This window comes from Agrobacterium sp. ST15.16.024, assembly GCF_027956545.1.
GTDB classification, from domain to species: Bacteria; Pseudomonadota; Alphaproteobacteria; order Rhizobiales; family Rhizobiaceae; genus Agrobacterium; species Agrobacterium cucumeris.
Window position 1 is genome coordinate 23,200 of the sequence record NZ_JAQKGO010000006.1, and the last position, 23,737, is coordinate 46,936.

Annotated in this window: 20 protein-coding genes; 10 read left to right on the forward strand and 10 right to left on the reverse strand. The window is 57.6% G+C overall.

All coding sequences use genetic code 11. The annotated features are described in order from the left end of the window. Positions 1-72 precede the first annotated feature (72 nt). Both PL640_RS17825 and PL640_RS17830 read right to left on the reverse strand, forming a co-directional pair. The gene (locus PL640_RS17825) at positions 73-1,509 is read right to left on the reverse strand and encodes a GntP family permease (protein ID WP_269702295.1); all 1,437 of its coding nucleotides are present in this window, start codon (positions 1,507-1,509) and stop codon (positions 73-75) included. 622 nt (positions 1,510-2,131) lie between these two features. Next, positions 2,132-3,049, reverse strand: coding sequence for a LysR family transcriptional regulator (locus PL640_RS17830; protein WP_271362870.1), 918 nt, complete (start codon positions 3,047-3,049; stop codon positions 2,132-2,134). A gap of 155 nt (positions 3,050-3,204) precedes the next feature. Here PL640_RS17830 and PL640_RS17835 point away from each other — a divergent pair, with 155 nt between their 5' ends. Both PL640_RS17835 and PL640_RS17840 read left to right on the forward strand, forming a co-directional pair. Continuing rightward, a complete protein-coding gene (locus tag PL640_RS17835) occupies positions 3,205-3,978 on the forward strand; it encodes a type 1 glutamine amidotransferase domain-containing protein (protein WP_271362871.1) in 774 nt (257 codons plus the stop codon). Between the two features lie 358 nt (positions 3,979-4,336). Further along, a complete protein-coding gene (locus PL640_RS17840) occupies positions 4,337-7,384 on the forward strand; it encodes an autotransporter family protein (protein WP_271362872.1) in 3,048 nt (1,015 codons plus the stop codon). A 54-nt stretch (positions 7,385-7,438) separates the two neighbouring features. Here the strand turns inward: PL640_RS17840 and PL640_RS17845 are convergent, their stop codons facing one another. Beyond that, complete coding sequence (locus PL640_RS17845; protein ID WP_142842991.1) at positions 7,439-7,897, reverse strand: Lrp/AsnC family transcriptional regulator; 459 nt, start codon at positions 7,895-7,897, stop codon at positions 7,439-7,441. A 123-nt stretch (positions 7,898-8,020) separates the two neighbouring features. Here PL640_RS17845 and PL640_RS17850 point away from each other — a divergent pair, with 123 nt between their 5' ends. Beyond that, positions 8,021-9,304 (forward strand): cystathionine gamma-synthase family protein, encoded by a 1,284-nt coding sequence (locus tag PL640_RS17850; RefSeq protein WP_271362873.1) that lies wholly within the window; start codon positions 8,021-8,023, stop codon positions 9,302-9,304. Between the two features lie 117 nt (positions 9,305-9,421). Here PL640_RS17850 and PL640_RS17855 read toward each other — a convergent pair whose 3' ends face one another. From PL640_RS17855 to PL640_RS17885, 7 genes are all read right to left on the reverse strand, one after another. After that, a complete protein-coding gene (locus PL640_RS17855; protein ID WP_271362874.1) occupies positions 9,422-10,150 on the reverse strand; it encodes an ABC transporter ATP-binding protein in 729 nt (242 codons plus the stop codon). Next, a complete protein-coding gene (locus PL640_RS17860) occupies positions 10,147-11,016 on the reverse strand; it encodes an ABC transporter permease (RefSeq protein ID WP_271362875.1) in 870 nt (289 codons plus the stop codon). The genes PL640_RS17855 and PL640_RS17860 overlap by 4 nt, the downstream gene beginning before the upstream one ends. Next, positions 11,013-12,008, reverse strand: a complete 996-nt coding sequence (locus PL640_RS17865) for an aliphatic sulfonate ABC transporter substrate-binding protein (RefSeq protein ID WP_271362876.1) — start codon at positions 12,006-12,008, stop codon at positions 11,013-11,015. The genes PL640_RS17860 and PL640_RS17865 overlap by 4 nt, the downstream gene beginning before the upstream one ends. Before the next feature lie 149 nt (positions 12,009-12,157). Next, complete coding sequence (locus tag PL640_RS17870) at positions 12,158-13,486, reverse strand: LLM class flavin-dependent oxidoreductase (protein ID WP_269702307.1); 1,329 nt, start codon at positions 13,484-13,486, stop codon at positions 12,158-12,160. Positions 13,487-13,800: 314 nt separating this feature from the next. After that, positions 13,801-15,555 carry a gamma-glutamyltransferase gene (gene ggt, locus PL640_RS17875; RefSeq protein ID WP_271362877.1) on the reverse strand — a complete coding sequence of 585 codons (1,755 nt, stop codon included), beginning with the start codon at positions 15,553-15,555 and terminating at the stop codon, positions 13,801-13,803. 472 nt (positions 15,556-16,027) lie between these two features. Then, on the reverse strand, positions 16,028-16,930 hold the full coding sequence (locus PL640_RS17880; protein ID WP_271362878.1) for a LysR family transcriptional regulator: 903 nt from the start codon (positions 16,928-16,930) through the stop codon (positions 16,028-16,030). Between the two features lie 141 nt (positions 16,931-17,071). After that, positions 17,072-17,650 (reverse strand): hypothetical protein, encoded by a 579-nt coding sequence (locus PL640_RS17885; RefSeq protein ID WP_271362879.1) that lies wholly within the window; start codon positions 17,648-17,650, stop codon positions 17,072-17,074. 247 nt (positions 17,651-17,897) lie between these two features. Between PL640_RS17885 and PL640_RS17890 the strand changes: the two genes are divergently transcribed. The 7 genes from PL640_RS17890 (at position 17,898) to PL640_RS17920 (ending at position 23,737) form a co-directional block, all read left to right on the forward strand. Then, a complete protein-coding gene (locus tag PL640_RS17890) occupies positions 17,898-18,116 on the forward strand; it encodes a hypothetical protein (RefSeq protein WP_271362881.1) in 219 nt (72 codons plus the stop codon). A gap of 26 nt (positions 18,117-18,142) precedes the next feature. Beyond that, a complete protein-coding gene (locus PL640_RS17895; protein ID WP_271362882.1) occupies positions 18,143-19,156 on the forward strand; it encodes a zinc-binding alcohol dehydrogenase family protein in 1,014 nt (337 codons plus the stop codon). 110 nt (positions 19,157-19,266) lie between these two features. Next, a complete protein-coding gene (locus PL640_RS17900; RefSeq protein WP_271362883.1) occupies positions 19,267-20,331 on the forward strand; it encodes an L-dopachrome tautomerase-related protein in 1,065 nt (354 codons plus the stop codon). A gap of 57 nt (positions 20,332-20,388) precedes the next feature. Then, a complete protein-coding gene (locus PL640_RS25825) occupies positions 20,389-20,691 on the forward strand; it encodes a putative quinol monooxygenase (RefSeq protein ID WP_405049197.1) in 303 nt (100 codons plus the stop codon). Between the two features lie 18 nt (positions 20,692-20,709). Continuing rightward, the gene (locus tag PL640_RS17910; protein ID WP_271362885.1) at positions 20,710-20,850 is read left to right on the forward strand and encodes a hypothetical protein; all 141 of its coding nucleotides are present in this window, start codon (positions 20,710-20,712) and stop codon (positions 20,848-20,850) included. Positions 20,851-20,984: 134 nt separating this feature from the next. Beyond that, positions 20,985-21,563 carry a YybH family protein gene (locus PL640_RS17915; RefSeq protein WP_271362887.1) on the forward strand — a complete coding sequence of 193 codons (579 nt, stop codon included), beginning with the start codon at positions 20,985-20,987 and terminating at the stop codon, positions 21,561-21,563. A gap of 203 nt (positions 21,564-21,766) precedes the next feature. Further along, the gene (locus PL640_RS17920; RefSeq protein ID WP_271362888.1) at positions 21,767-23,737 is read left to right on the forward strand and encodes a TonB-dependent receptor domain-containing protein; all 1,971 of its coding nucleotides are present in this window, start codon (positions 21,767-21,769) and stop codon (positions 23,735-23,737) included.

Below are 23,737 nucleotides of genomic sequence, written 5' to 3' on the forward strand. Positions count from 1 at the left end.
ATAACGTTGAACGGGTAAGCCTATGAATTGTCACCGGATCCCGAACAGGCGGGATCAGCGTGCGGTGCCCGCTCAGAATGAGCCGAACATCGAACCGAGAAAAAAGACTGCGATGAGAGAGAGGATGACGCCGACAATGACCGTCATGATCATGTCGAAATAGCTTCCGGCGTGCGTCTGCTTGCTGATCTGCAGGAGGAGCAGCACCGTACCATTGTGCGGCAGGGCATCCAGCGTGCCGGCGCTGATCGTCGTCAGACGATGCATCAGGGCAGGGTCGATGCCGTATTCGGCCGCAAGGCGCATATATTCCGCGCCGAGCGCATTGAGTGCGATTGCCATCCCGCCAGACGCCGTCCCGGTCAGCCCGGCCAGGGTGTTCATCGCCACGACCAGTGAAACGAGTGGACCGCCCGGTATTTGCAGCACCGCGTCCCGCACGACCATAAAGGCCGGCATGGCCGCGACAACAGCGCCGAAACCGACAAGGCTCGCCACTGTCATGATGGGAAGAACCGCTGAGTTTGATCCTGCATCGAGGCTCTCGCGCAGCGACCCCAGCCGGCCGAAGTTGATCGCAATGACGGTGATGATCGCCGCTGCCAGGGCAAGAAGGACAGCCCATACGCCAATGGTGGAGGCGATATTGATCCCGAGCGCGGCTTCCGCTCGCGAGAAATCCACCCTCGGCAATATCACCAGGGCCATCAGGAAGTTGACCCCAATCACGACGATCAGCGGCAGAACGGCGAAAAGGAACGATGGCGCCTGTTTGCTCCTCTGTCCGTGGGTCAGCTCGTTTGGATCAAAGTCCCCTGAAATGGTCGCCTGTTCGCGGGTCTTTTCACTGATGACAACCGGCTTTTCATCATCGGTATATCCTTCTCCGGCGGCACGGGCTTTCGCCTCAATGCGTGCCAGCCACCACATTCCGAAGGCGAATGTGATAATGGAGGCAATGATACCAAGACCGGGCGCCGCAAACGTCGTCGTGCCGAAATATGGCATCGGTATCGCGTTGTTTGTCGAGGGCGTGCCCGGCATCGCCGACATGGTGAAGGTAAAGGCGCCGAGACCGATGGCCGCCGGCATGAGGCGCGCCGGAATATTGGCAGCGCGGAACATTTCCCTTGCCATGGGCACCAGCACGAAAAATGCAACGAAGACGCTGACGCCACCATAGGTGACAACGGCGGATGCCAGAACAACGGAGAGCATGGTTCGCTTGACACCCAGCCGCTCCGTCAGGAAACGAGCGATCGACGTAATCGATCCGCTGTCATCCATCATTTTTCCAAAGATGCCACCGAGCAAAAACATGGGGAACCATTGCATCACGAAACGTGCGGTGCCGCTCATGAATGTCGACGTCCAGTGTGGCAAAAGCGGCTCGCCGGAGAAGACTGCGACTATAAGAGCTGCCGCAGGCGCCAGGAGCAACACGCTCCATCCGCGGTAGGCAAACCACATCAGAAAGCCTAGTCCGAGCAGAATTCCAAATAGCCCCATCAGCTCTGCCTCTCAATCTGATTACGTCATCGGCTACGCTTTCAGCGTGCGATCCCATCAGAATTATCACTCTAATTTCATGAACTACCGTGGTGCATTAGTCGACGGCGCGCGCGCCAGCAGCACTCATATTGCTGGAGAAATGGACGCCGTGCTTACTCATGGGATTCCGGACCCATCAAAAGCGTTGCCCGCGACACATGGGGCTCCGTTGCAAAAATTCAGGTTGGTTGGAGAGCTCCTGCTTCTCCGCCGTCAAGCGGTCTGAGCTTCGAGATCCTGCGCGAGCAGGGCTACCGCTTTCGTCAATGTGCTCGGTCCGACGCCGAACGCACGTTCAATGATGCGTGTTTCTCGAGAGCGTCGCGTTGTTTTCTCGCCAGAGCCAGGGCTCGTCGCTCAGAACCAACTGTTGCGGCGACAGCGATAGCGGAGAAGAAAGCCATTGGGCACCTGTCGTAACGCCACGACGCAGCCAGAAGACCACGACGGTCAGTCCCGGGACATTCTTGAGGCTGCTGCAGGCAGATCTGATTAAAGAGAGGCTGGATGTTGTTTCCAAGCCTGACAGTGCGCGGCAGGGCCGGAGGCATCACCGCTTATGGTCGGAATTAAATATACATCACGTCACTGACTTGGACTGTTTGCGCAGCTTCGAGCAGGTGTCAATGAATGCCCGTAACTTGGGCTGGCTTTGGGCGGCCTTGGTGAAGTAGAGAAAGAGGCCGTCCCCGCCGGGAGAGTAATCGAGCAAAGCGGGTTCGAGCAGACCCTGGGCGAGTTCGCTGGAAGTGTGGAACGTCGACGAATAGATGAGGCCCAGACCCTGGCAAGCGAATTGCCGCATAAGCTCCCCATCGTTCACTGTGATCGGTCCACTCGGTTCCAATCGAACGGTCTGACCCTGATCGAGAAACTCCCACCTGTAGATGTCTCCTTTTTCCGGGCGTCGAAATCGAATGCATCGGTGCTGTGTAAGCTCACCAGGTGTTTTCGGTTTCCCATGCACTTTGAAATACTCTGGAGAACCGAAAACGGCCCAACTGAACGGTGGTGAAAGCCTGATAGCGATCATTTCCTGGGCAACATAGGATCCAAGCAGGATACCAGCGTCATAACCCTGGGCAACAAAATCGTGATGCTGATTGCTGACCGTCACGTCCACATTCACCAGCGGCCAAGATCGTCTGAAAATGGGCATGACAGGATCCAAAACATGCGGAATAGCAAGCCTCTCCACGATAAGCCGCAACGTGCCGGACGGCTCGCTTGAAGACTGGAGCGTCTCCTCAAAGCTTGCCTCGATCAGATGAGCCGCCGGGCCTATCTTCCCCAGAAGCCCTTCGCCTGCTTCTGTCAGCGACATTTTTCTGGTCGTGCGATGAAACAAGGGTGTCGACAGCCTTCGTTCCAGCCGCTGCAACGCCTGACTGATCGCGCCTGGCGTCACGCCAAGCTCCAATGCTGCCTTGCGGATGCTTTTATGCCTGGCGATTGCCAGGAATTCCGACAGTCCGTCGAATGCATCGTGACGCGTCATTTGATCTTTCCATTCGGACCATTGTCGAAGGCAACACTATAAGGCTCCAGATAGATAACGAAGGTTTTCTAAACAATCCATATAGAAGCGTGGCACTTATGTTTTTAATCGAAGCTGGACATATGGAGAGCGTGTCAACAATTTGAGGAATGGATATGTCGCTCTTTAACCACGTCGCAGGCATCTGCGTCGCCATTGTCACCCTTGTCGCGCTGCCCGCCAGCTCGTTCGCGCAGACTGCTGAAACCGCGAAGAAAAAAATCCTGATCGTCGTGTCCAGCCTGGACAAGAAAACCCCCGAACTCGTCGGCGGATATTGGTTTCCTGAGCTAACGCACCCCGTAGAAGTTTTCGATGAAGCCGGTATCGATTTCGACATTGCAAGTCCGAAGGGCGGATTGTCGCCTTTTGACGGGTTCGATCTAAAGGACCCTGCGACGCTCGCATTCTGGACCAATCCGGATCACCGCAACAAGATCGCAAATTCGATCAAGCTTTCAGAGGTCGACGCCTCACAATATGCGGCTGTCCAACTTGTCGGCGGACATGGACCAATGTGGGATTTCGTCAACGATACCGATCTTCAGGATATCATTCGCAAGATTTACGAGGGCAATGGCATCGTCAGTGCCGTTTGCCACGGTCCGGCAGGCCTTTTGAATGTGAAGCTGAGCAACGGCGAAAGCCTTATCAACGGACGCCAGCTCACGGGGTTCACTGCAGAAGAAGAAGCCTCCCGCCAATATGACAAGATCGTTCCTTTCGAGCTTGAGGGCGCGCTGAAGAACGCTGGGGCGATATTTGAAGAGGTACCGATTTTCGAGAACAAGGTTGTTGTCGATGGCCGTCTCATCACAGGCCAGAACCCAGCCTCGGCCAAGGCATTCGGTGAGGCCATTGTGAAGGCCCTCGAAACAAAGACGCAGTAAACAAACGATCATGATGTCACGTCCGACGATCTGAGGACGTGACATCGCGATGCAAAACCACGACTTGAACCAGGAATTGGCCATGTATTCATCCAGGCCGAAAACAAGCCGGGCAATGCTCATAACCCTGGGCGAAACTGCATGCTCGATACGACTGTGTATCGGTCTCAGAGACGCTAAACAGCGGTGAAGCGATTTCGCTGAAAACTTCCTTCAACCAGGGTAGAGCGAAAGCATGCTGGTTGTCCGATCGACCGGGGAATACAACCGGAAATCCACTTTCTGTTAACCATAAACCCTTCTTATATGAGGAGATTCGAATGTGATTCATTCAAGGTAGTCTGCTTCGGGGCGCGCGATGCTGAAACAACGACGTCCGATGCCGGACAAGCCAAGTATCCGGAACTCGGGAAGCCCAAAAGCGAAGCACCTTCGTTCGTCGCGCAGCCTCCTGCTTGGATGCCTTTTTACAGCCGCCTCTTATCCAGCCCTGGCGCAAACTGCGAGCTGGACGGGTTCAGCCGGAAACAATGACTGGTTCGATGCCGGGAATTGGGACACGGGCCTTGTCCCGGACGCCTCAACTGACATCGGGATGGTTTCAGGAACGGCACTGATCTCAGGCAGTAGTGCTGAGGGTAACTACATTAACATCGATACGGGTGCCGTCGTCACAGTGACCGGTACAGGCTCGAGCCTGAGCACAATGGAAACGAGAACCTCCGGGGGCACTCTCAACATCAACGGCGGTGCGGTTGTGACCAACAGCAGCGGAGTTGTGGGCGGCACTGTCATCGTATCCGGAAAAGACGCAGGCGGTAGTTCGTCAACCTGGACCAATACGGATTATTTTGTAATCGGCGACGGTGCGGCCGGTGGTTTGGAAGTCCGAGCAGGCGGCAAGGTCAATGTCACCGCAGATGCGAGCCTTGGTGGGACGTATTTTGGAACTGCGCTTGTTTCGGGTGCGGGTTCCATGTGGGAAACCACCGGGCGTCTTTCGATCGACAATGGCAGCTTACGCATTGAGGACGGCGGAAGTGTCAGCAATGGCCTGGGGATCATAGGTGACACGTTCTTAGGGGGCAGCGTCATCGTGACCGGTCAGGGTTCAAAGTGGGTCAATTCTGACCAGCTTGCCGTCGGCAGCTTTTCCAACGGTACGATGTTGATCGAAGATGGTGCGACCGTCTCAAGCACCCAGGGATATGTTGGTGCAAATCCTGGTAGCGTCGGAAGCGTCACGGTGACAGGGATCGGCTCAAACTGGCAGATCACCAGCTCCAGCCTCACTGTGGGAAATCATGGTGTTGGAGACATCACCATCGAAGATGGCGGTCTGGTTTACGCGAAATCCGGTGTCTTGCTTGGTTCCTCGGTGACAAATGCGTCCGGAACGGTCACTATAAACGGTACTGCGACGGCGCGCGGCGTGCTTGAGACCAGCTTTTTTCGTGGAGGTTCGGGAAGCGCAAATGTCACGCTTGACGGTGGTATCGTACGGGCCATCGAAGACAAAAATACCTTCTTCTCGAATTTCGACGGCCAACAGCTGCGCCTTGCGTCTGGCGGAGGTTTTTTTGATACGAACGGTTTCAGCATCGGGATCGAGCCAGAAATATCCGGCGTTGGCGAGTTAACCAAGCTTGGTGCCGGAACCTTGACGCTGACCGGCACGAATACATATGCAGGCGGCACAACGATCACAGCTGGAACCCTGAAGCTGGGCGATGGCGGGACCAGCGGCAGTATCATCGGCGACGTTGCCAATGACGGTATTCTGGCCTTTGACCGTTCGGATGTGGTCACATTCGGCGGCACGATTTCAGGGGCGGGTGGCGTGCAGCAACTCGGTAGCGGACAAACCACGTTGACCGCCAACAATTCGGCGCTCCTTGGCACGTCTGGCGTCTATAACGGCATCCTCTCCGTAAACGGCTCCCTTGGCGGATCGATGCAGGTGGTTGGCGGTCGTCTGCAGGGCACTGGCCAGCTGGGCACGACCACCAATTTTTCAGGCGGCACCATCGCGCCGGGCAATTCCATCGGCACGCTCACTGTTGCAGGCGACTATATCGGCAGTGGTGGTACACTCGAAATCGAAACGGTGCTGGGTGACGACAGCTCTGCCACCGACCAGCTGGTCGTTACTGGCAACACGTCTGGCACGACCAATGTCCGCGTGATCAATCTGGGTGGCGCTGGGGGCCAGACGATTGAGGGCATCAAGATCATCGAGGTTGGAGGCGTGTCAGCCGGCAATTTTTCCCTGCTGGGCAGCTATCTGTTTAAGGGTGATCCGGCGGTGGTGGCCGGAGCCTACGCCTACCGGCTTTATCAGGGCGGCGCCTCCACACCCACCGATGGCAATTGGTATCTGCGCTCGGCTCTAACCGGTTCAGGAGGCTCGGCAACTCCGCTCTATCAGCCCGGCGCACCTGTTTACGAAGCCTATGCCTCGGCGCTGCAGCGTTTCAACAGTCTGGACACGCTTCAGCAGCGCGTCGGCAACCGCATCTGGAACCGCAACACGAACGAGGTTCAGGCTGCATTTGACGAGGCTGACGATAGCGGCATCTGGGCGCGCATGACCGGCAGCCATGATCGTATGACGCCGAAATCTTCGACAACAGCGGCAGACTACAGGGTCGATACCTGGCAGTTGCAGGCCGGTTCGGATCTGGAGCTTCACTCTGGAAAAAGCGGCAGTCTGGTTGGTAGCCTTTCTGTGCATTACGGCACCATTGACAGCGATGTCACCTCGGTTTTCGGCGATGGTTCGATCAGGGGCAATGGCTATGGTTTCGGTGGCTCCCTGACTTGGTATGGCGAAGGCGGTTTCTATCTCGATGGGCAGACCAACCTGACCTGGTACGACAGCAATCTTTCGTCCTCGACTGCAACGACGAGACTCGTCTCCGGCAATGACGGTTTCGGTTACGCGCTTGGTCTTGAAGCCGGTCAGCAGATCGCCATTGGTCGGGGCTGGGCAGTGACGCCGCAAGCGCAGCTTGTCTACTCCAATGTCAGCTACAAGGATTTCGACGACGTCTTTGGCACAAAGGTATCCCTCGATAACGACGATGATCTGACCATGCGTCTTGGCCTGTCGTCCGACTTTGAAACCACATGGGTTAGCGATGCGGGAGAGATCAATCGGATCCACGCTTATGGCATTGCCAATCTCTATTATGACGCCCTGCCTGAAACCAGAACCGATGTGGCAGGCGTGGCATTCACCAGCGGGCACCAACGGCTCCTGGGTGGTCTCGGCATAGGTGGAACATACAATTGGGCGAACGGGAAATACGCAATTTATGGAGAGGCGAACGTCAGAACTGCCCTGCGCGATTTCAGCGAAAACTATAGTTACGCCGGCAGGTTCGGTTTGAACATTCGTTTTTAAGCGGAAGACCCCTTTGGGAGCGCGAGAGCCGGGTGAAGGCAGGAATTGCAACGCTCAGATGCGTCGTGCCTTGATTGTGTTCATGACGAAGCTTGTCTCGATGGTATCGACACATTTCAGCTTTGCGATCTTGTCCTTGATGAAACGCTCGTAGTCCTCCAGCCCGCCACACATGACCTTGAGCATGTAATCCTTCGAGCCGGTGACCAGATGACATTCGAGAACCTCGTCCCAGTTGAGAACGGCCGCCTCGAACATTCGGATTTCGTCGTCGTGCTGGCGGCTGAGGCGGACGGATGCAAGGGCGGTCATCGTCCATCCCTCGATTGCCGGATCAATGATCGCGGAATACCCTTTGATCGCCCCTACCTCCTCCAGCCGCCGGAGCCGCCGCAGACACGCAGATGCCGACAGTCCGACCCGTTCGGCGAGTTCGTTGTTGGTGACCCGCGCATCGGCAGACAATTCCCTGAGTATCCGTTTGTCGATCTGATCCGCAATTTTCTGCGACATAAAAGAAGATTCTCCGCAATATATTGCGTTATCAGACATGTCTGCGCCTTAAAATGCAAGTTATTTTGGCCTGATTGCATGTAACCTGCAGTGAGTTCAACGCCAGCCAAGGGATCATCGGAAATGACCGCGCCGCATCCGTCCAAAACCCACATCGGCAATCACGCTCTCCATCCTGAAACCCAGATGCTCAATTATGGATATGATCCTGAGTTGTCGGAGGGCGCCGTAAAGCCGCCTGTGTTTTTGACGTCGACTTTCGTGTTCAAGTCGGCAGAAGACGGGCGCGACTTCTTCGACTACGTCTCCGGACGCAAGGAACCGCCGGAGGGCAGGGGCGCGGGCCTCGTCTATTCGCGTTTCAACCATCCCAACAGCGAGATCGTTGAAGATCGTCTTGCCGTTTATGAACGTACCGAGAGTTGTGCGCTCTTCTCATCCGGCATGTCCGCAATTTCAACGACGCTTTTCGCCTTCGTTAGACCGGGCGACACCGTGCTGCATTCCCAGCCCCTGTATGGCGGCACGGAGACGCTGCTGGCGAAGACCTTCCATAATTTCGGCGTGTCGGCGGTGGGCTTCGCCGACGGTGTCAGCGAGGCCTCGGTGATGGCTGCGGCAGAGGAGGCGATGGCGAAGGGCAGGGTGTCTGTCATCCTTATCGAAACCCCCGCCAATCCGACAAACAGCATTGTCGACATCGCGATGATGGGCCGCGTCGCCGACGTGATCGGCCAAAAGCAGGGGCACAGGCCGATCATCGCCTGCGACAACACGCTCCTCGGCCCGGTGTTTCAGCGACCCATCGAGCACGGTGCCGATATTTCGCTCTATTCGCTGACGAAATATGTTGGCGGCCACTCCGACCTGATTGCCGGGGCCGCGCTTGGTCGGAAGGATGTCATGAAGCAGGTGAAGGCCTTGCGTGGCGCGATCGGCACGCAGCTTGATCCGCATTCATGCTGGATGCTTGGCCGTTCCCTCGAGACGCTTCAGATCCGGATGGAGCGGGCGGACAACAACGCCAGGGTCGTGGCTGAATTCCTGAAGGCGCACCCGAAGGTGGAAAAAATCCACTACCTGTCGTTCAGTGAGCCGGCGTCGGCCGTCGGCAAGGTGTTTGCGGCTCAATGCACCGGCGCGGGATCGACATTCTCGTTTGACATCATTGGCGGCCAGGCCGCATCCTTCAAGTTCCTCAATGCCCTGAGCATATTCAAACTGGCGGTAAGCCTTGGCGGTACGGAGTCTCTTGCTTCCCATCCGGCAACCATGACGCATTCGGGAGTTCCCGCCGATGTTCGCCAGCGCATCGGCGTGCTGGATTCCACAATCCGGCTGTCAATCGGTATCGAACATCCCGACGATCTTGTCGCTGACCTGGCCCTCGCCTTGGACAAGTCATGACTCGGAGAAAGATGTAGCCTCGAACGGATGGAGGAACGGCGAATGCTGCGGCAGACTTTCGGGCTGCTCAGCTTCGCCTGCCAGCTTCACGCCGACTATTCGGGTGAGGCGCAGCCGTCAGATGACATGGGCGTTGTGCAGGGCGGTCAGCACCTCGTTCTTGAGGCTGGCAAGTTGCGGCGACCTTCGGTCACGCGGGCGCGGCACGTCCACCTCTATCCGCTGCTGGATACGGCCGTCATGGGCGCCCATCATGTAGATCCGGTCACCGAGATAGAGCGCTTCGTCGATATCGTGGGTGACGAGCAGGAAGGAAATGCCGCGCTGTTCGACGATTTTCAGCACCAGGTCCTGCAATTTCATCCGCGTGAAAGCGTCCACCGCACTGAAGGGTTCATCCAGCAGCAGGATGCGCGGCCGGGTATAGAGCGCCCTTGCGATGGCCACCCGCTGCGCCATGCCGCCTGAAAGAGCCTTTGGCAGCGCGCCGGCGTGGCCGCTCAGGCCCACATCGTTGATCAGGCCCTCGACCCGCTCGACATCATATTTCTTGCCGGCGGCGTAACCTATATTCTCGGCAACCGTCAGCCAGGGCATCAGGCGAGGTTCCTGAAACACGAAGGCGATGGGCGGCGAGGCCTCATCTTCCTCTGCCTGCTGAACCCTGACCGTACCGGAAAAACGTCGGTCGAGACCGGCGGCAATGCGCAGCAACGTGCTCTTGCCGCAGCCGCTGGGGCCAAGAAGAACAGCCGCCTCACCATCACCAAGCGTCAGGTGGATATCCTGAAGGACGACAGTATCGCCGAAAGCTTTTTCGCGCACATCGACATTGAGCAGGCTCATCGCAGCCGCCCTCCTTCATTGAGGGAATAGGTGTCACGCCAGCGCAGGCAGCGCTCCTCGACGATCTTGAACAGGCTGTCGGAAATCTTGCCCAGCACCGCAAGGCAGATGATGGCGATCATCACCAGATCGGGCCGCGAGAGTTCCCGTCCGTCGGACAGCATGTAGCCGATGCCTTCAGACGCGGCCAGAAGCTCGGCTGCGACAACGCTCAGCCAGGCGAGCGACAGCCCGTAACGCAGGCCGGTGAACAGATGCGGCAAAGAGGCGGGAATGAAGATCCGCCACACCAGAACGGGCAGCGGCTGGCGATACATCTCGCCCACTTCCACCAGCTTGCGGTCGACGTTTCTGATGCCGGAGAAGAGGTTGAGATAAACCGGAAAAAACGCGCTTTTGGCGATCAGCACGATTTTTGAAGTTTCTCCGATGCCGAACCAGATCATCAGCAGCGGCACCCATGCAAGGCTGGGCACGGCGCGCAGCGCCTGAAATGTCGGCTCGAGATAACGCTCGGCAGCAATCACCAAACCGACCAGCGAACCGACGACCACCGCCAGCAGCGAGCCGATGACGAAGCCGACAAAGACGCGCGCGGTACTGGCCGCAACATTCGTCCACAATGGACCTTCGGCAAGCCGCAGAAACGTCTCGTAAAGTTCGGAAGGCGGCGGCAGCACATAGGGGCTGACCCAGCCCAAACGAACGAAAAGCTCGAGCAGCACCAATGAGCCGACCGGCACGATTGCGCCGCGCAGATCAAAGCGGCCAAAGAAATTGCCCACCCGCTGCAAGAACGGCAGGCGGGAGGGGAATTGTTTGGCAGGCTGCTTCACGCGCTGGAATTCGCGCGGATGGGAATTCATGCGCCGAGTGCCTTTTTCGCCGGTGCCGGATCGATCAGCGATGAAAGAACATTATCAACATTGACGCCCGGGCGCAGAACATCATTGCCGAGCAGTGGCGTGACGATGCGGATCGAGTTCAGCAATTCCTCACCGGGAATAGGATCCTTCCAGTCGCGCTTGTTAATCGTCAGTTCGGTGATTTTGGGATCGTTGCCGGTGACCTTGGTGACGAAATCGATGAATTCGCGGTTATTCTCGCGGATCCACTTCTGCGTCTCCACCCAGACGCCGAGCAGTCGCTCGACCGCTTTCGGGTGCTTTGCCAGAAATTCTTCCGAAACGCTGAAGACGCTGCCATCGCGCCAGCTGCGCTCATCGAAAATCGCCCTGTCGCCAGCAAGTTCCGCTTGGGATGTATGCGGATCGATACCGACCCAGGCATCGACCTGACCCTGTTGCAGCGCGTTGAAGCCTTCCGGATGTTGCAGATTCACGACCTTCAGATCGTCGATCGACAGCTTGTTTTGGTCAAGCGCACGCACCAGGGTGAAATAGGGTGCCGTTCCCTTGGTGACTGCGATGGTCTTGCCCTTGAGATCGGCAACGGTCTTGACCGGCGAATCCGGGCGCACCTGAATGATGGAGGAACCACCCCAGCTGGCCACATAGATAACCTTCAGCGGCACGCCGTTGGCGCGGGCCAGAAAGGCCGACAGTGCCGCCGAACCGGCAAAATCGGTCGAGCCGACCTTCAGGAATTCCAGTGAATTGTTGCTGCCACGGGACTGCACCCAGGTGATCTTGGTGCCGACATCCTTAAAAGCCTCTTCGAGCCAGCCCTTGTTCTTTATCAGCAGTGTGTGGGAGGAATAAAATCCCCAGTCCAGCTTCAGCTCCGCAGGGAAATCCGAAGAGGCTTGAGCGAGCGCGCGGCCCGTGACCAGCGGTGCCGCGAGTGCGCCGGCAAGGCCGAACTTGAGGATCTGGCGGCGGGAATGTTCAGCCTTCATATTAATGCACCTAATTTATGTATTTTGTGTAATTAAAGGGTAAAGGCGGGTGTTTTTGAGGTCAATCCGACCTTCTGGAACCTCATGCCAAACTTCGCGGCGGGTGTGGAAAATCTCCCTAGCTTTGTCGCAATCGGCGCGATGGCCCTTTATTGCGGGAAAAAACGATTGGCTGGCCGTTGCAGCCCCAGATGATCACGCAATGTCGGCCCCTCATAGTCCTTTCGAAACAGACCACGCCTTTGCAGTTCTGGCACTACGCGCGTGGTGAAGTCATCAAGGCCGTCAGGCAGGAAAGGGAAGGTGATGTTGAAGCCGTCCGAACCCTCTTCATGCAGCCATTTTTCCATTTCGTCGGCGATGGTTTCCGGCGTGCCGACGAAAGCGAGGCCGGCATAACCGCCCAGCCGCTGGGCAAGCTGGCGCACCGTCAGACCTTCGTTTCTGGCGAGTTCGATGACCCTTTCGCGGCTGGATTTGCTCGCATTCGTCTCCGGAATATCAGGCAGGGGAGCATCGGGATCGAAGCCGGAAACATCGTGACCGAGCGCGATCGACAGCGAAGCGATCGCGCTGTCATAATGGACGAGGCTGTCGAGCCTGGCGCGTTTGGCCCTGGCCTCTTCCACGGTATCGCCGACCAGAACGAAAGCGCCCGGCAGTATGACAATCCCGTCTCGGGAACGGCCTGCAGCGACAGTCCTGTCCTTGACGTCCTTGTAGAAGGCCTTTCCCGCCGCAAGCGTGGGTGTCGCTGCAAAAACCACCTCGGCCGTTTCGGCCGCAAGCTGGCGTCCCGGCTCGGACGCGCCTGCCTGAACGATGACAGGCCAGCCCTGCACCGGACGCGCGATATTAAGCGGCCCGCGCACGGAAAATTCGGGTCCCTTGTGATTGAGGACGTGCATTTTTTCCGGATCGAAGAACAGCCCGCTATCGACATCGCGGATGAAGGCGTCGTCAGAGAAGGAATCCCAGAGGCCGGTGACGACATCGTAAAATTCCCGTGCCCGCCCGTAGCGCTCGGTGTGATCAGGCTGCTCGTCGCGGCCGAAATTCCGTGCGGCATCCGGGTTGGACGTGGTAACGATGTTCCACCCGGCACGACCATTGCTGAGGTGATCGAGAGACGCAAAACGCCGTGCCACATGATAGGGCTCGTCGAATGTGGTTGAGGCGGTGGCAACCAGCCCGATGCGGGAGGTGACGGCGGCGAGCGCCGAAAGCAAGGTAAAAGGTTCGAAGGACGTTACGGTGTGGCTGCGGCGCAGGGCTTCCGTCGGCATGTTCAGCACCGCCAGATGATCGGCCATGAAGAATGCGTCGAATTTTGCGGCTTCCAGCTGTTGCGCAAAGCGCGCCAGATGGGCGAAGTTGAAATTCGCGTCCGGGAATGCGCCCGGATAACGCCATGCGCCGGTGTGGAGGCTGACGGGCCGCATAAAGGCGCCGAGATGCAGTTTGCGATCATTTGCCATTCGGCTCTACCCTCTCGTCGATGTTTCTGATCCGGGCCGCTGGCCTTGTCGTGGAAGAGCAAGGCAGGCCCGATTGCCATCGCGACGATATCCCTGCCGCGAGCCGGGCGCGGCAAAGACCATTCCGATTATTGGTGGCAAACCGAAACATTTTTTCTACGGAGCTGGATAGCCGGGTTCAGCAGCGTGTGAGGTCAACCACGATCTTGAAACGACGCCCGTTGGCGCAGCCGAGATTTTGAAAGACGCGAGCAGTCACGATGGAGACGAGGTCCTCACCCCTTTTTGCGCCGGTGTCCGCCGCGCCCCGTTTCTCATTCCCCCACAACCACTCCTTCACGTCGTGGATCGGCACTGCCGACGAAACCTCGGGCGGTTAGTTCGATAGCATGCAAACCGGAATTCATCTCACCCGGTTTCACCTCGTAGCCCAGTGCCTTCAGCGGCCCGGCCAGATCTTCCGCGCTGGTGCCGGCCTCTATGTCATAGGTGCCGAACCGGTTGATGAGATGCGGCTGGGCGACGATCGCCTCCACCGGCATGCCCCAGTCGATATAGGCAATCAGCGCCTGCGCAACATAGCCGATGATCTGGCTGCCGCCGGGCGAACCAATGGCGAGCAGCGGCTTGCCATCCTTCATCACGATGGTCGGGGCCATGGAGGAGCGCGGCCGTTTGCCGGGCTCGACGCGGTTGGCGATCGGCAGGCCGCCATCATGGGTCTTGAAGGAAAAGTCCGTCAACTCGTTATTGAGCAGGAAGCCATTCGTCATAAGCCGCGAGCCAAAGCCGCTTTCGATCGTCGTGGTCATCGAGACCACGTTGCCCTCCTTGTCGGCGATGACAAAATGGCTTGTGGAGGGCAATTCGAGCGCGTCATCCCGGCCGAAAAGGAGCGCGTGGTCCCATTCCGGTTCGCCGGCCTTGATGGCATCGCTGGCCAACGCCTTGTCGCCGTCGAGTAGCTTTGCCCGCTCGCCCAGATAGGTCTTGTCCAGCAGGCCCTTGATCGGCAATGGCACGAAATCGGTGTCAGCGACGTAACGCTCGCGGTCGGCGAAGGCGAGACGCTGCGCATCGCCGATAATGCGCCAGCTTTCGACATTTTTCGGCCCCAGGGACTTGAGATCAAAATTCTCGGCCATGCCGAGCATCTGGCCGATGGCGATGCCGCCTGACGACGGCGGTCCCATGCCGCAAACATCAAGAGTACGGTAGGTGAAGCAGACCGGCTCGCGCTCTATAACGCGATAGTTGGAAAGATCGGAAAGCGACAGCACGCCGGGATTGTCGGTCGTCTCTCGCACGGTCTTGACGATCGCCTCGGCAATTCGCCCCTTGTAAAAGGCATCGGCGCCACCTTTGGCGATTGCCGCAAGCGTTTCGGCATAGGCCGGGTTCTTCAACGCGGCGCCGGTCTGGAGGGCGGCCCCGGAGGCGTCAAAAAAATAGGAACGGGCCTCATATTTTTTCAACCGATCGCCCTCGGACGCGATCAGGGAGGCAAGGCGCGGCGACACTTTGAAACCCTCGGTCGCCAGCTTTTCCGCCGGCTTCAGCAGGTTTGCCCATTCCGCCCTTCCATAGCGTCTATGGGCTTCCTCTAAAAGTCGCACCGTTCCCGGCGTGCCGACGGAACGGCCGCCGATTACGGCGTCCATGAATTTAAGCGGCTGGCCTTTGTCATCCAGGAAGAGCTTTGGCGAGGCCTCCATCGGCGCCGTCTCCCGGCCGTCCAACGTCGTCAGCTTGCCGCTTTTCGCGTTGTAATAGACGAGGAAGGCACCGCCGCCGAGACCGGAGCTTTGCGGTTCAACGAGGCCCAGCACGGTCTGCACCGCCACCATGGCATCTATGGCGTTGCCACCCGCGGCGATCACGTCGCGCCCGGCCTCGGCTGCCAGCGGATTGGCTGCCGCGACCATGAAGCTTCCTGACTCGACACGTCTGGCCGTCGCGATATCAGTCGCCTTCTCGGGCGCGACCATGTCGGACGCCTGCTGGGCGGAGGCGATAGCGGTGGAAAGCATGAGGGCGAGAAAAGCCTCAGCGAGAAATCTTACTTCCATTAGATTTATCCTCCAGAGGCGCGTCATCGGTAATGTCAGCAGGGCCAGTAATGTAAGCAGGGCATCCAACTGAGCCAACAGGCAGATCGAACCCGCAATGACTGAGATACGGATGACTTCCGAACTCGTCCTTCGCTCTCGGAAAAGACGCCGACCTTTGGCACTATGATGGCTGCTTCGCCACATGTCCATCATGTCTAAGGGTCGATATCCCGTTGGAAAATTGAAAGGCGTTGAGGTGGCATCGCTGCTTAAGTCGTCACCGAGTGCCCCGCCAGACGCAGATATTGCAGACGTAGCAAGTTTCTCATTAGCTGCCGATGTCTTCGGCCAATTCGAAAAGCGAAGCGGTCGCGGCGTTTGAATACGCACCTGCTTTGATCATGCCTGAAAAGGGACGAAACCATGAGTTCTCCCGCTCAGCCGAAATCTGTGGCCAAAGCTTTGGAGCGGCAGGATTGAAAAGCGCCTTTCACGGTTTCGCGATGTGCACAGTAGACAGCGCCTTGGCAATACGATCGATCAACATCCGAACGCGCCGCGGCTGCACAGCGCTCGGTGGATAGACGATTTGCAATGCCGTGCTGCCGGCAGCAAAGTCCGCGAGCAATTCGACAAGCGCACCCGAAGCCAGGTCGGCATCCACATCACGGATGGATTTTAGTGCGATTCCACGGCCCTGCCGGCACCAGTCGCGCACCACTCCACCGTCATTCACCACACGCCGCCCACGCACGGCAACCTTGCGCATCGCGCCATCGATGACAAATGGCCATTCGCGATCAAGATTTTGGCCGAAACGCATGATGATACAGTCGTGTTGCGCCAGGTCATCCGGATGCTCCGGTGTGCCGTTTTCTTGGAGATATGATGGTGCCGCGCAGACGATGCGCCGGTTTTCACCAAGAGACCTCGCCCGCATGCTGCTGTCGGCGAGAAGGCCGTGCCGAATAGCAAAATCGATGCCTTGTCCAACCAAATCCAAATTACCGTCTGTGAGATTGAGATCAATCGTTACGGCGGGGTGCTCGTCCAGGAATGTATCGATGATCGGCAATAGCAGCCGGCGGCCGATGTCCTCCGGTGCACTGATCCGGATCGGCCCGGAAATGACGTCTACGCCGTGGCGTACGCGGCTTTCAAGCTCCTCGGCCTCGGCCAGAAGCCGTCGCGCTCCATCGACAAGAGCCTTTCCCTCTTCCGTCAAGCTTATTGCCCGCGTCGTGCGGGTCAGGAGCGTTGCGCCGTAATAGGCCTCCAGCGATGCGAGACGCTCCGAGACGGTTGCTGCCGAAAGGCCTGCTTCACGCCCGGCCACGGAAAGGCCGCCCTTCTCCACGATACGCAGGAAGAGGGAAAGATTATCGAGAAGCATATTTCGGCCTTTCCGAAGACTGTTTTCGAAACCCACTCAATTATCTGGAAAGTACAGCATTGTTATCGGGTGGCAAGAAGGAGGTGTTGTGCACCTCGACCATGCCGGCATCGTCAGCCGCTTTCTCGAGGGGGAGGTGAATTAAAGGCCCATGACCATCCTCGTGTGCACAAGGTCAGATGCGCGCGGGGTAATTGTTCCCACAAGGCCAGCATAGAGTTCGATCTCGCCAAGGATCACACCATGTTCCGTGGTCAAGACGGCTTCATGCGTTCCTGCGATAAAGCGGATATGGCTGTCGTAAATTACCTGCTCGACCCTGTCGCCATTCACCTCAGCATTTGTGACCACTCTTTCGAGCACCTCGATCCGCGTGACTGGGCGGGAAAAGTAGTGTCCGTGAAAATGCGGATAGCCCTTGAAAGGGTATTGCCCTTGGCCGGGAACCGCGATCCGTTGCCCAGCCTCTGATGGAACTGAAACCCGAGTGACGCACAGTTGATGATAGTCATCGCCGAGGCTCGTCTGATGCCATTCCGTCGATATCTCGATGAATTCTCCAAAATATGCCGCTCCTGCACTGAAATCCCCGGTTGGGATGGCAAGGACGTGCGCTCCGACGAACATTTTGCCCTCATGCGTCAACCCAGCCGACGTCCGGGACGAAAGAAACGTGATGCTGTGGCCGAGCAGGTCTCTGAGATGATGAAGTCCTGACATCTGCAACGCAAACTCCTGTCTTCAAGCGGGAAAAGGATGAAGGGCGATTATGTAGCAGGGAGGGAGAAAATTATAATATGGAATATCCGAATTATAATTTTTGTTTTATGTCCATTATCAAAATACCATGAATGAAACTACCTTGAGCGGGTGTTCAACGACGCTTGCCTAAGGAAGTTGCCATGAGCAGTCATTCCATCGTCACCATTACCTTTGCGATATCTCTGGCGGCGTCTGCGGCCCAACATTGGCTGCGGATTTCGCGCTCACCGGTCCTGATATCAGCGAGGGCGCTGCGATCAAGCCCGCCCGCCGGTCGAAAGCACACTCCACAGTGCAGGCGTTGAAAACCGGGAAACTGGAGGTTCCGGCAGGCGCAACCGCGCCACTCACCGGCTTCTTCATCTACCAAAACACAATTGCGACCGCGACGCTGGGCGTTACCGCGGGACCGCGTCAGCAGTAATCCACTATAGAAACAGGAAGAATATTATGCGAGCCGTTGGCTACCAGATTCCGCAATCCATCGACGCCGAAACGGCGCTTGTCAATTTCGACCTGCCGCGCCCCGAACCAACCGGACGCGACATTCTCGTTGAGGTGAAGGCCGTTTCGGTAAATCCGGCCGATACCAAGATCCGCGCTTCGGCGAAGCCGGAGCCCGGCCAGTGGAAGGTGCTAGGCTGGGATGCGGCCGGCATCGTCACCGCCGTCGGTCCGAAGGCGACGCTCTTCAAGCCTGGCGACGAAGTCTTTTATGCCGGCGCGATCAACCGCTCCGGCACCAATGCGGAATATCATCTCGTTGATGAGCGTATCGTCGGCAAAAAGCCGGCCACGCTTGATTTTTCGGCCGCAGCCGCCCTGCCGCTGACTTCGATCACTGCCTGGGAAATGTTGTTCGACCGTCTGGATGTGAGCCGTCCCGTACCCGGTGCTGCAAATGCCATTCTCATTATCGGCGGTGCCGGTGGTGTCGGTTCCATCGCGATCCAGATCGTCCGGGCGCTGACGAATCTCACCGTCATCGCGACCGCTTCGCGACCAGAAACGCAGGACTGGGTGAAGGCGCTCGGTGCCCATCATGTCATTGACCACCGCAAGCCGCTTGCTGCGCAGGTGGCGGCGCTGGGTGTCGGCCAGCCAGCATTTGTCTTCTCCACGACGAATACCGACGATCACCTGAGCGAGATTATTGACTTGATAGCGCCACAGGGCCGCCTCGGCCTGATTGACGATCCAAGGGAACTTAGTGCCCTGCCGCTGAAGCGCAAATCGATCTCGCTGCATTGGGAGCTGATGTTCACCCGTTCGCTCTATGCGACGGCTGATATCGAGAAGCAGCATGAGCTTCTGAACCGCATCGGCGCACTCGTCGACGAAGGCAGGATCAAATCGACTCTCAACGAGAGTTTCGGCGCGATCAACGCGGAAAATCTCAAACGGGCCCACGCGCTGATCGAATCTGGCAAGGCCAAGGGAAAGATCGTTCTCGCCGGGTTCTAGCAGAAACAGGAAACGGGCGTCTTACGGCGCCTGCCATCACACCATCTCCGGTTCCATAACCGCCGTTCATACGAAACGGCGCAGGAACCCTGTTGTCGAAAGGACAGCTTATGATCAAACACACTTTATCGGTGGTCGCAATCTCGTTTCTCTTTGCCACCGCTGCCATTCCCGCAATCGCACGGACCGCGGTTGCTCCGCAGCTCGATGTTGTTGCCGCTCTTGAAAGCCGCCCCGGCAATGTCGCCGTTTCAAGCGGCGGGCGCGTCTTTACCACTCTTCACCCGCTTGGCTCCCCGGCCATGCAACTGGTGGAAATTGTCGATGGAAAACCCGTCGCCTACCCCAATGCGCAGTTGCAGCGTAAGGCCGGGAAATCTTCCGATGCCACGTTTGATACATTGCTCGGTCTCGTCTTCGACAAGAACGATCGCCTTTGGGTGATGGATATGGGGCTGGATATCGGCAAGACCCGGGTGTGGGCAATCGATATCGGGACCGGCGCCGTGGTGGAAAAAATCGAGGTTCCCGCGGATGTCGCGCCGAAGGGAAGTTTCGCGCAGGATCTGGCAGTCGATGAGACCAATGGCTGGGTTTATCTTGCCGATATTGCCAATCCCGGCATCATCGCCATCAATCTGAAAGACAAAAGCGCACGCCGCTTCGGTGGGCATCCGTCGCTGCAGGCCGAAGATATCGACATGGTCATCGATGGCAAGGTTACGCAGTTCGGGGGCAAGCCCGCGCGGGTGGCCGTCGATCCTATTACGCTTTCCAGCGATCGTGAGACGCTGTTCTTCGGGCCGATGAACGGAACGAGTTGGTACCAGGTGCCGGCAAATCTTTTCCATGAGGGCAAGGATGATGCCGCCATTGGCGCCGCCATCCGGAAAGCCGCGGATAAGCCCGTCAGTGACGGTGCGGTGACCGATGCGCAGGGAAACCACTACTTCGGCGACCTGCAGAACCATGCAGTCGTCAAAGTGCAGGCGGGCGGCACGGCGCCCGAAACGCTGGTGAAGGATAAGCGCATTCTATGGCCCGACAACATCGCACTGGGTCCGCAAAACTGGATTTATGTCTCGGCAAACCAGCTCAATTCGACGCCAGCCTTCACCGGTGCGGGCGACGAAGGAAAGCCACCCTTCTTCATCTATCGCTTCAAGCAGGACTGATCGGGCGGCCGACGTTCATCGGCCTGCATAACTCACAAGGACATCAGCATCATGAATATGACTGCCGAGAAAATCATATCGATCGCCATCTTGAAGGCGAAGCCCGGTAAACGGGAAGCTTTGCGGGAAGGCCTGCTCAAGCTCATCGAGCCGACCCGCCAGGAGGTGGGAAACCTCGATTATGTTCTGTTCGAGCTGAAGAATGAAACGGGCACTTTCTATATGCGCGAGGCTTTCACGAACCAGGATGCGCTCGATGATCATTTCAAAGCCCCATACTTCCAGGCGTTTGCCGCAACCATCGAGGATCTTCTCGAAGAACCCCTTCGCCTGATCTTCCTGGATCAAGTTTCGTCCTGACTTTCAAAGGAATTGAACGTGAATACCGATATTGAGAAGATCCGGACGCTGCTGCGCTTCAGCCCGTCAAGCACCAATATCCAGCCCTGGCAGGCCGACTACAATGCTGGCCTGCCCAAATCACGACTGCCGGCCAACAGCATCCTGACCGAGGTTTGAATCTGTCGGCCCCGAGATGCCGGTCGCATCACGTGGCCTGCCCATAGGCTTCCCGTCACTTAACCCAGATTTCGCAAGATTTACTCTTTTAGAGCATTCCGGAGAGCGTCAGTTCTCCTGAAGGAGGAATAAACGTGAATAAAATCATCAGGATCACACTTGCATCTATCGCTCTTTCGGTTCCGACGCTGGCTTCTGCGGGATCATCTCAGGAGGCAAATAGTTCGGGCACGCCCAGCGTTCGAAACGCCGAAGCGCCATCCTCCAACAGTGTTACCAGCCTCTCTGCGATCGCGGACGAGAAACAACGGGTTCTGGATATCGTCCGCAAATATACCCGGAGCGTGAATGAGGGCGATGTACGGCCGGAAATCATCGATGAACTGTGGGAACACAGTCCGGATGTCTCCAATATCAATATCAGAGGACATCAGAAGGGGTTTGAAGAAATCAAAAGCGGCTTCTATGCGCCCCTGTTTGACGTCCTGACCGACCGCAATCTGCGAATGGTGACCGACGAGCGGGAGCCTGCCATCTACATTTTCGACAATACCGCGATTGTGGAGTTTTACTGGAAGATTGACGCCAAGCTCAAGGAAGGAGGAAAACCGATCAGTGGTGCCGGTCGCGAGACCCATGTCCTTAGAAAGACGGATAACCGCTGGAAGCTGGTGCACCTGCATTATTCAGGCATGCCGGTGAAGGGTTTCTAACCGCTTCCTGGATACGGGCGCGTTTGCTGTCTCATGATTGTTAGACAGTTGGTTTTGGCAACGCGCTCAGACCTGACCAGCACACCAAAGGTGGACAGCGGACCTTGGGTGTTGACAAAATATTAATGCTGCCTTAGCTGCTCCGGAAACATATGTTATGATATAACATATATAATTGCTTGCCATATACCGGAAGGCTATCGATGAACCGCCGTTGCCTGTTACATACGTTAATGTTTGCCGCTTCCGTTTCTGGAGGCGCGATTGCCAAAGCCCAGACCATAGAACCGACGACAACCGTGCTCGACCCGATCGTTGTCACGACCACGTCGGGCAAGCGTTTCCTGCAGGATGCACCGGCCAGCGTCACCGTCGTGACGGGAGAGGAGCTGCGCGAGCGGCCGGTTCACGACCTTGCCGCCGCAGTCGAGGGTACGCCGGGCGTACAGATCACCGGGGTGGGCCTTGGCCGCAAGGGTATCTCCATTCGAGGCATGTTGCCGGACCAAACCCTTGTGCTTGTCGACGGGATGCGGATCAGCGGCTCGGCGTCGGCAATCGCGCATTCGGATTTTGAGCTAGGTTGGGTGCCGGCTGAAGCGATCGAGCGGGTTGAGGTGGTGCGCGGACCAATGTCCTCGCTCTACGGATCGGAGTCGCTCGGCGGCGTGGTCAATATCATTACCCGAAGTGCCACCGACAAATGGCACAGCTCGTTTTCCACTCTCGGCACCCTGCCGGGACGCGGGCTTGGTGGTGACGGCTATAATTTTTCAGCCTATGCCGGCGGCCCAATCGTTCCGGGTGTTCTCGGGCTCAACCTCTGGGGAGCGTTCAAGGGGCGTACCGAGCTGGCCTCCGGTCAGGATGTGCGCATCTCGTCGATGAATGACGAGAAGGCTTTCATGGGTAATGCGGCGCTGACATGGACGCCGGATGAGCGCCAGCGCATCGATCTTTCTTATGGCGCCGGCTTTGAAGAGCGCTGGAGAAACAGCGGGTCCGGTACCGGACGGTTCCCGACCTTTTATCGCTCGGATGATGATATATGGCGCCAGCGCATTTCGCTGTCCCATCAGGGTGACTGGGACTGGGGCTCAAGCCGCGTTCGAATCTACAACAGCACTCTGGAACGCAAGAACAGGCGCAGCGACGGCGCCCCGACGTCAGATCCGCAGGAGCTGATCGATACGGTCGGTGACGCCCAGGTCAGTTTTTCACCCTTTGACAGCCATCGGTTCACGGTCGGTACCGAAGTTCGGCAGGAGCGGCTGAGGGACACGACCGTCAACAGGACCGGCCGGGCGGATCAGATGCATTACGCCGGATTTATCCAGGACGAGATTTCTCTTGGCGAAAAATGGGAGATGGTCCTGGGTGGTCGATTTGACCATCATGAAGCTTTCGGCTGGCATGCAAGTCCACGCGCCTATCTTCTCTATCACGCCGATGAAGCGCTGACGTTCAAAGGTGGCGTCGGCGCCGGCTTCAAGGCACCGACGCTGAAGCAGCTTTCGGCGGGCTATGAAGCGATTGGCGGGGGCGGCCGTTTTACCATCGTCGGCAATCCCGATCTTGAGCCGGAGACCAATCTCTCCTTTGAGGCCGGTGTCGAGTACCAGCGGGATATCTGGTCGGCCCATGCAACGGTTTTCCAGAACGATGTCGAAAACCTCATCCAGACTGTCTGCATTTTGCGTTGCGACCGCGCCTCGGGTGCGGTGCGCACCTACGAGAACGTGGACAAGGCGCGCATAAGGGGCATTGAATTGGGTGGTGGCGTCGAGCTGCCCTGGGACCTGAAGCTGGACGTCAACTACACATTTCTCGACCCTTTCGACAGGATGACGGGCGAACGCTTGCCCGACCGCTCCAGGCACATGGCAAACGCCACGCTCGCCTGGTCGCCGCTGGACAATCTGACGACCTCCTTCAAGGCTCAATATGTCGGCACGCAGGACTATAGCGAAACGATCCGTGGAGCGGTCGTCAAACGAGAACGGCCCGATTACGTGATCCTGTCTGCCTATGCGGACTATAAGTTCCACGAAAATGCCGGCCTGCAATTCGGCGTCGAAAACATTACGGATGTCCGGCTTGCAGATGAAACAGGCGGTTATACCTTTGCGGATGAAGGCCGGCGCTACTTCGTTGGCCTGCGGGCAACGTTCTGA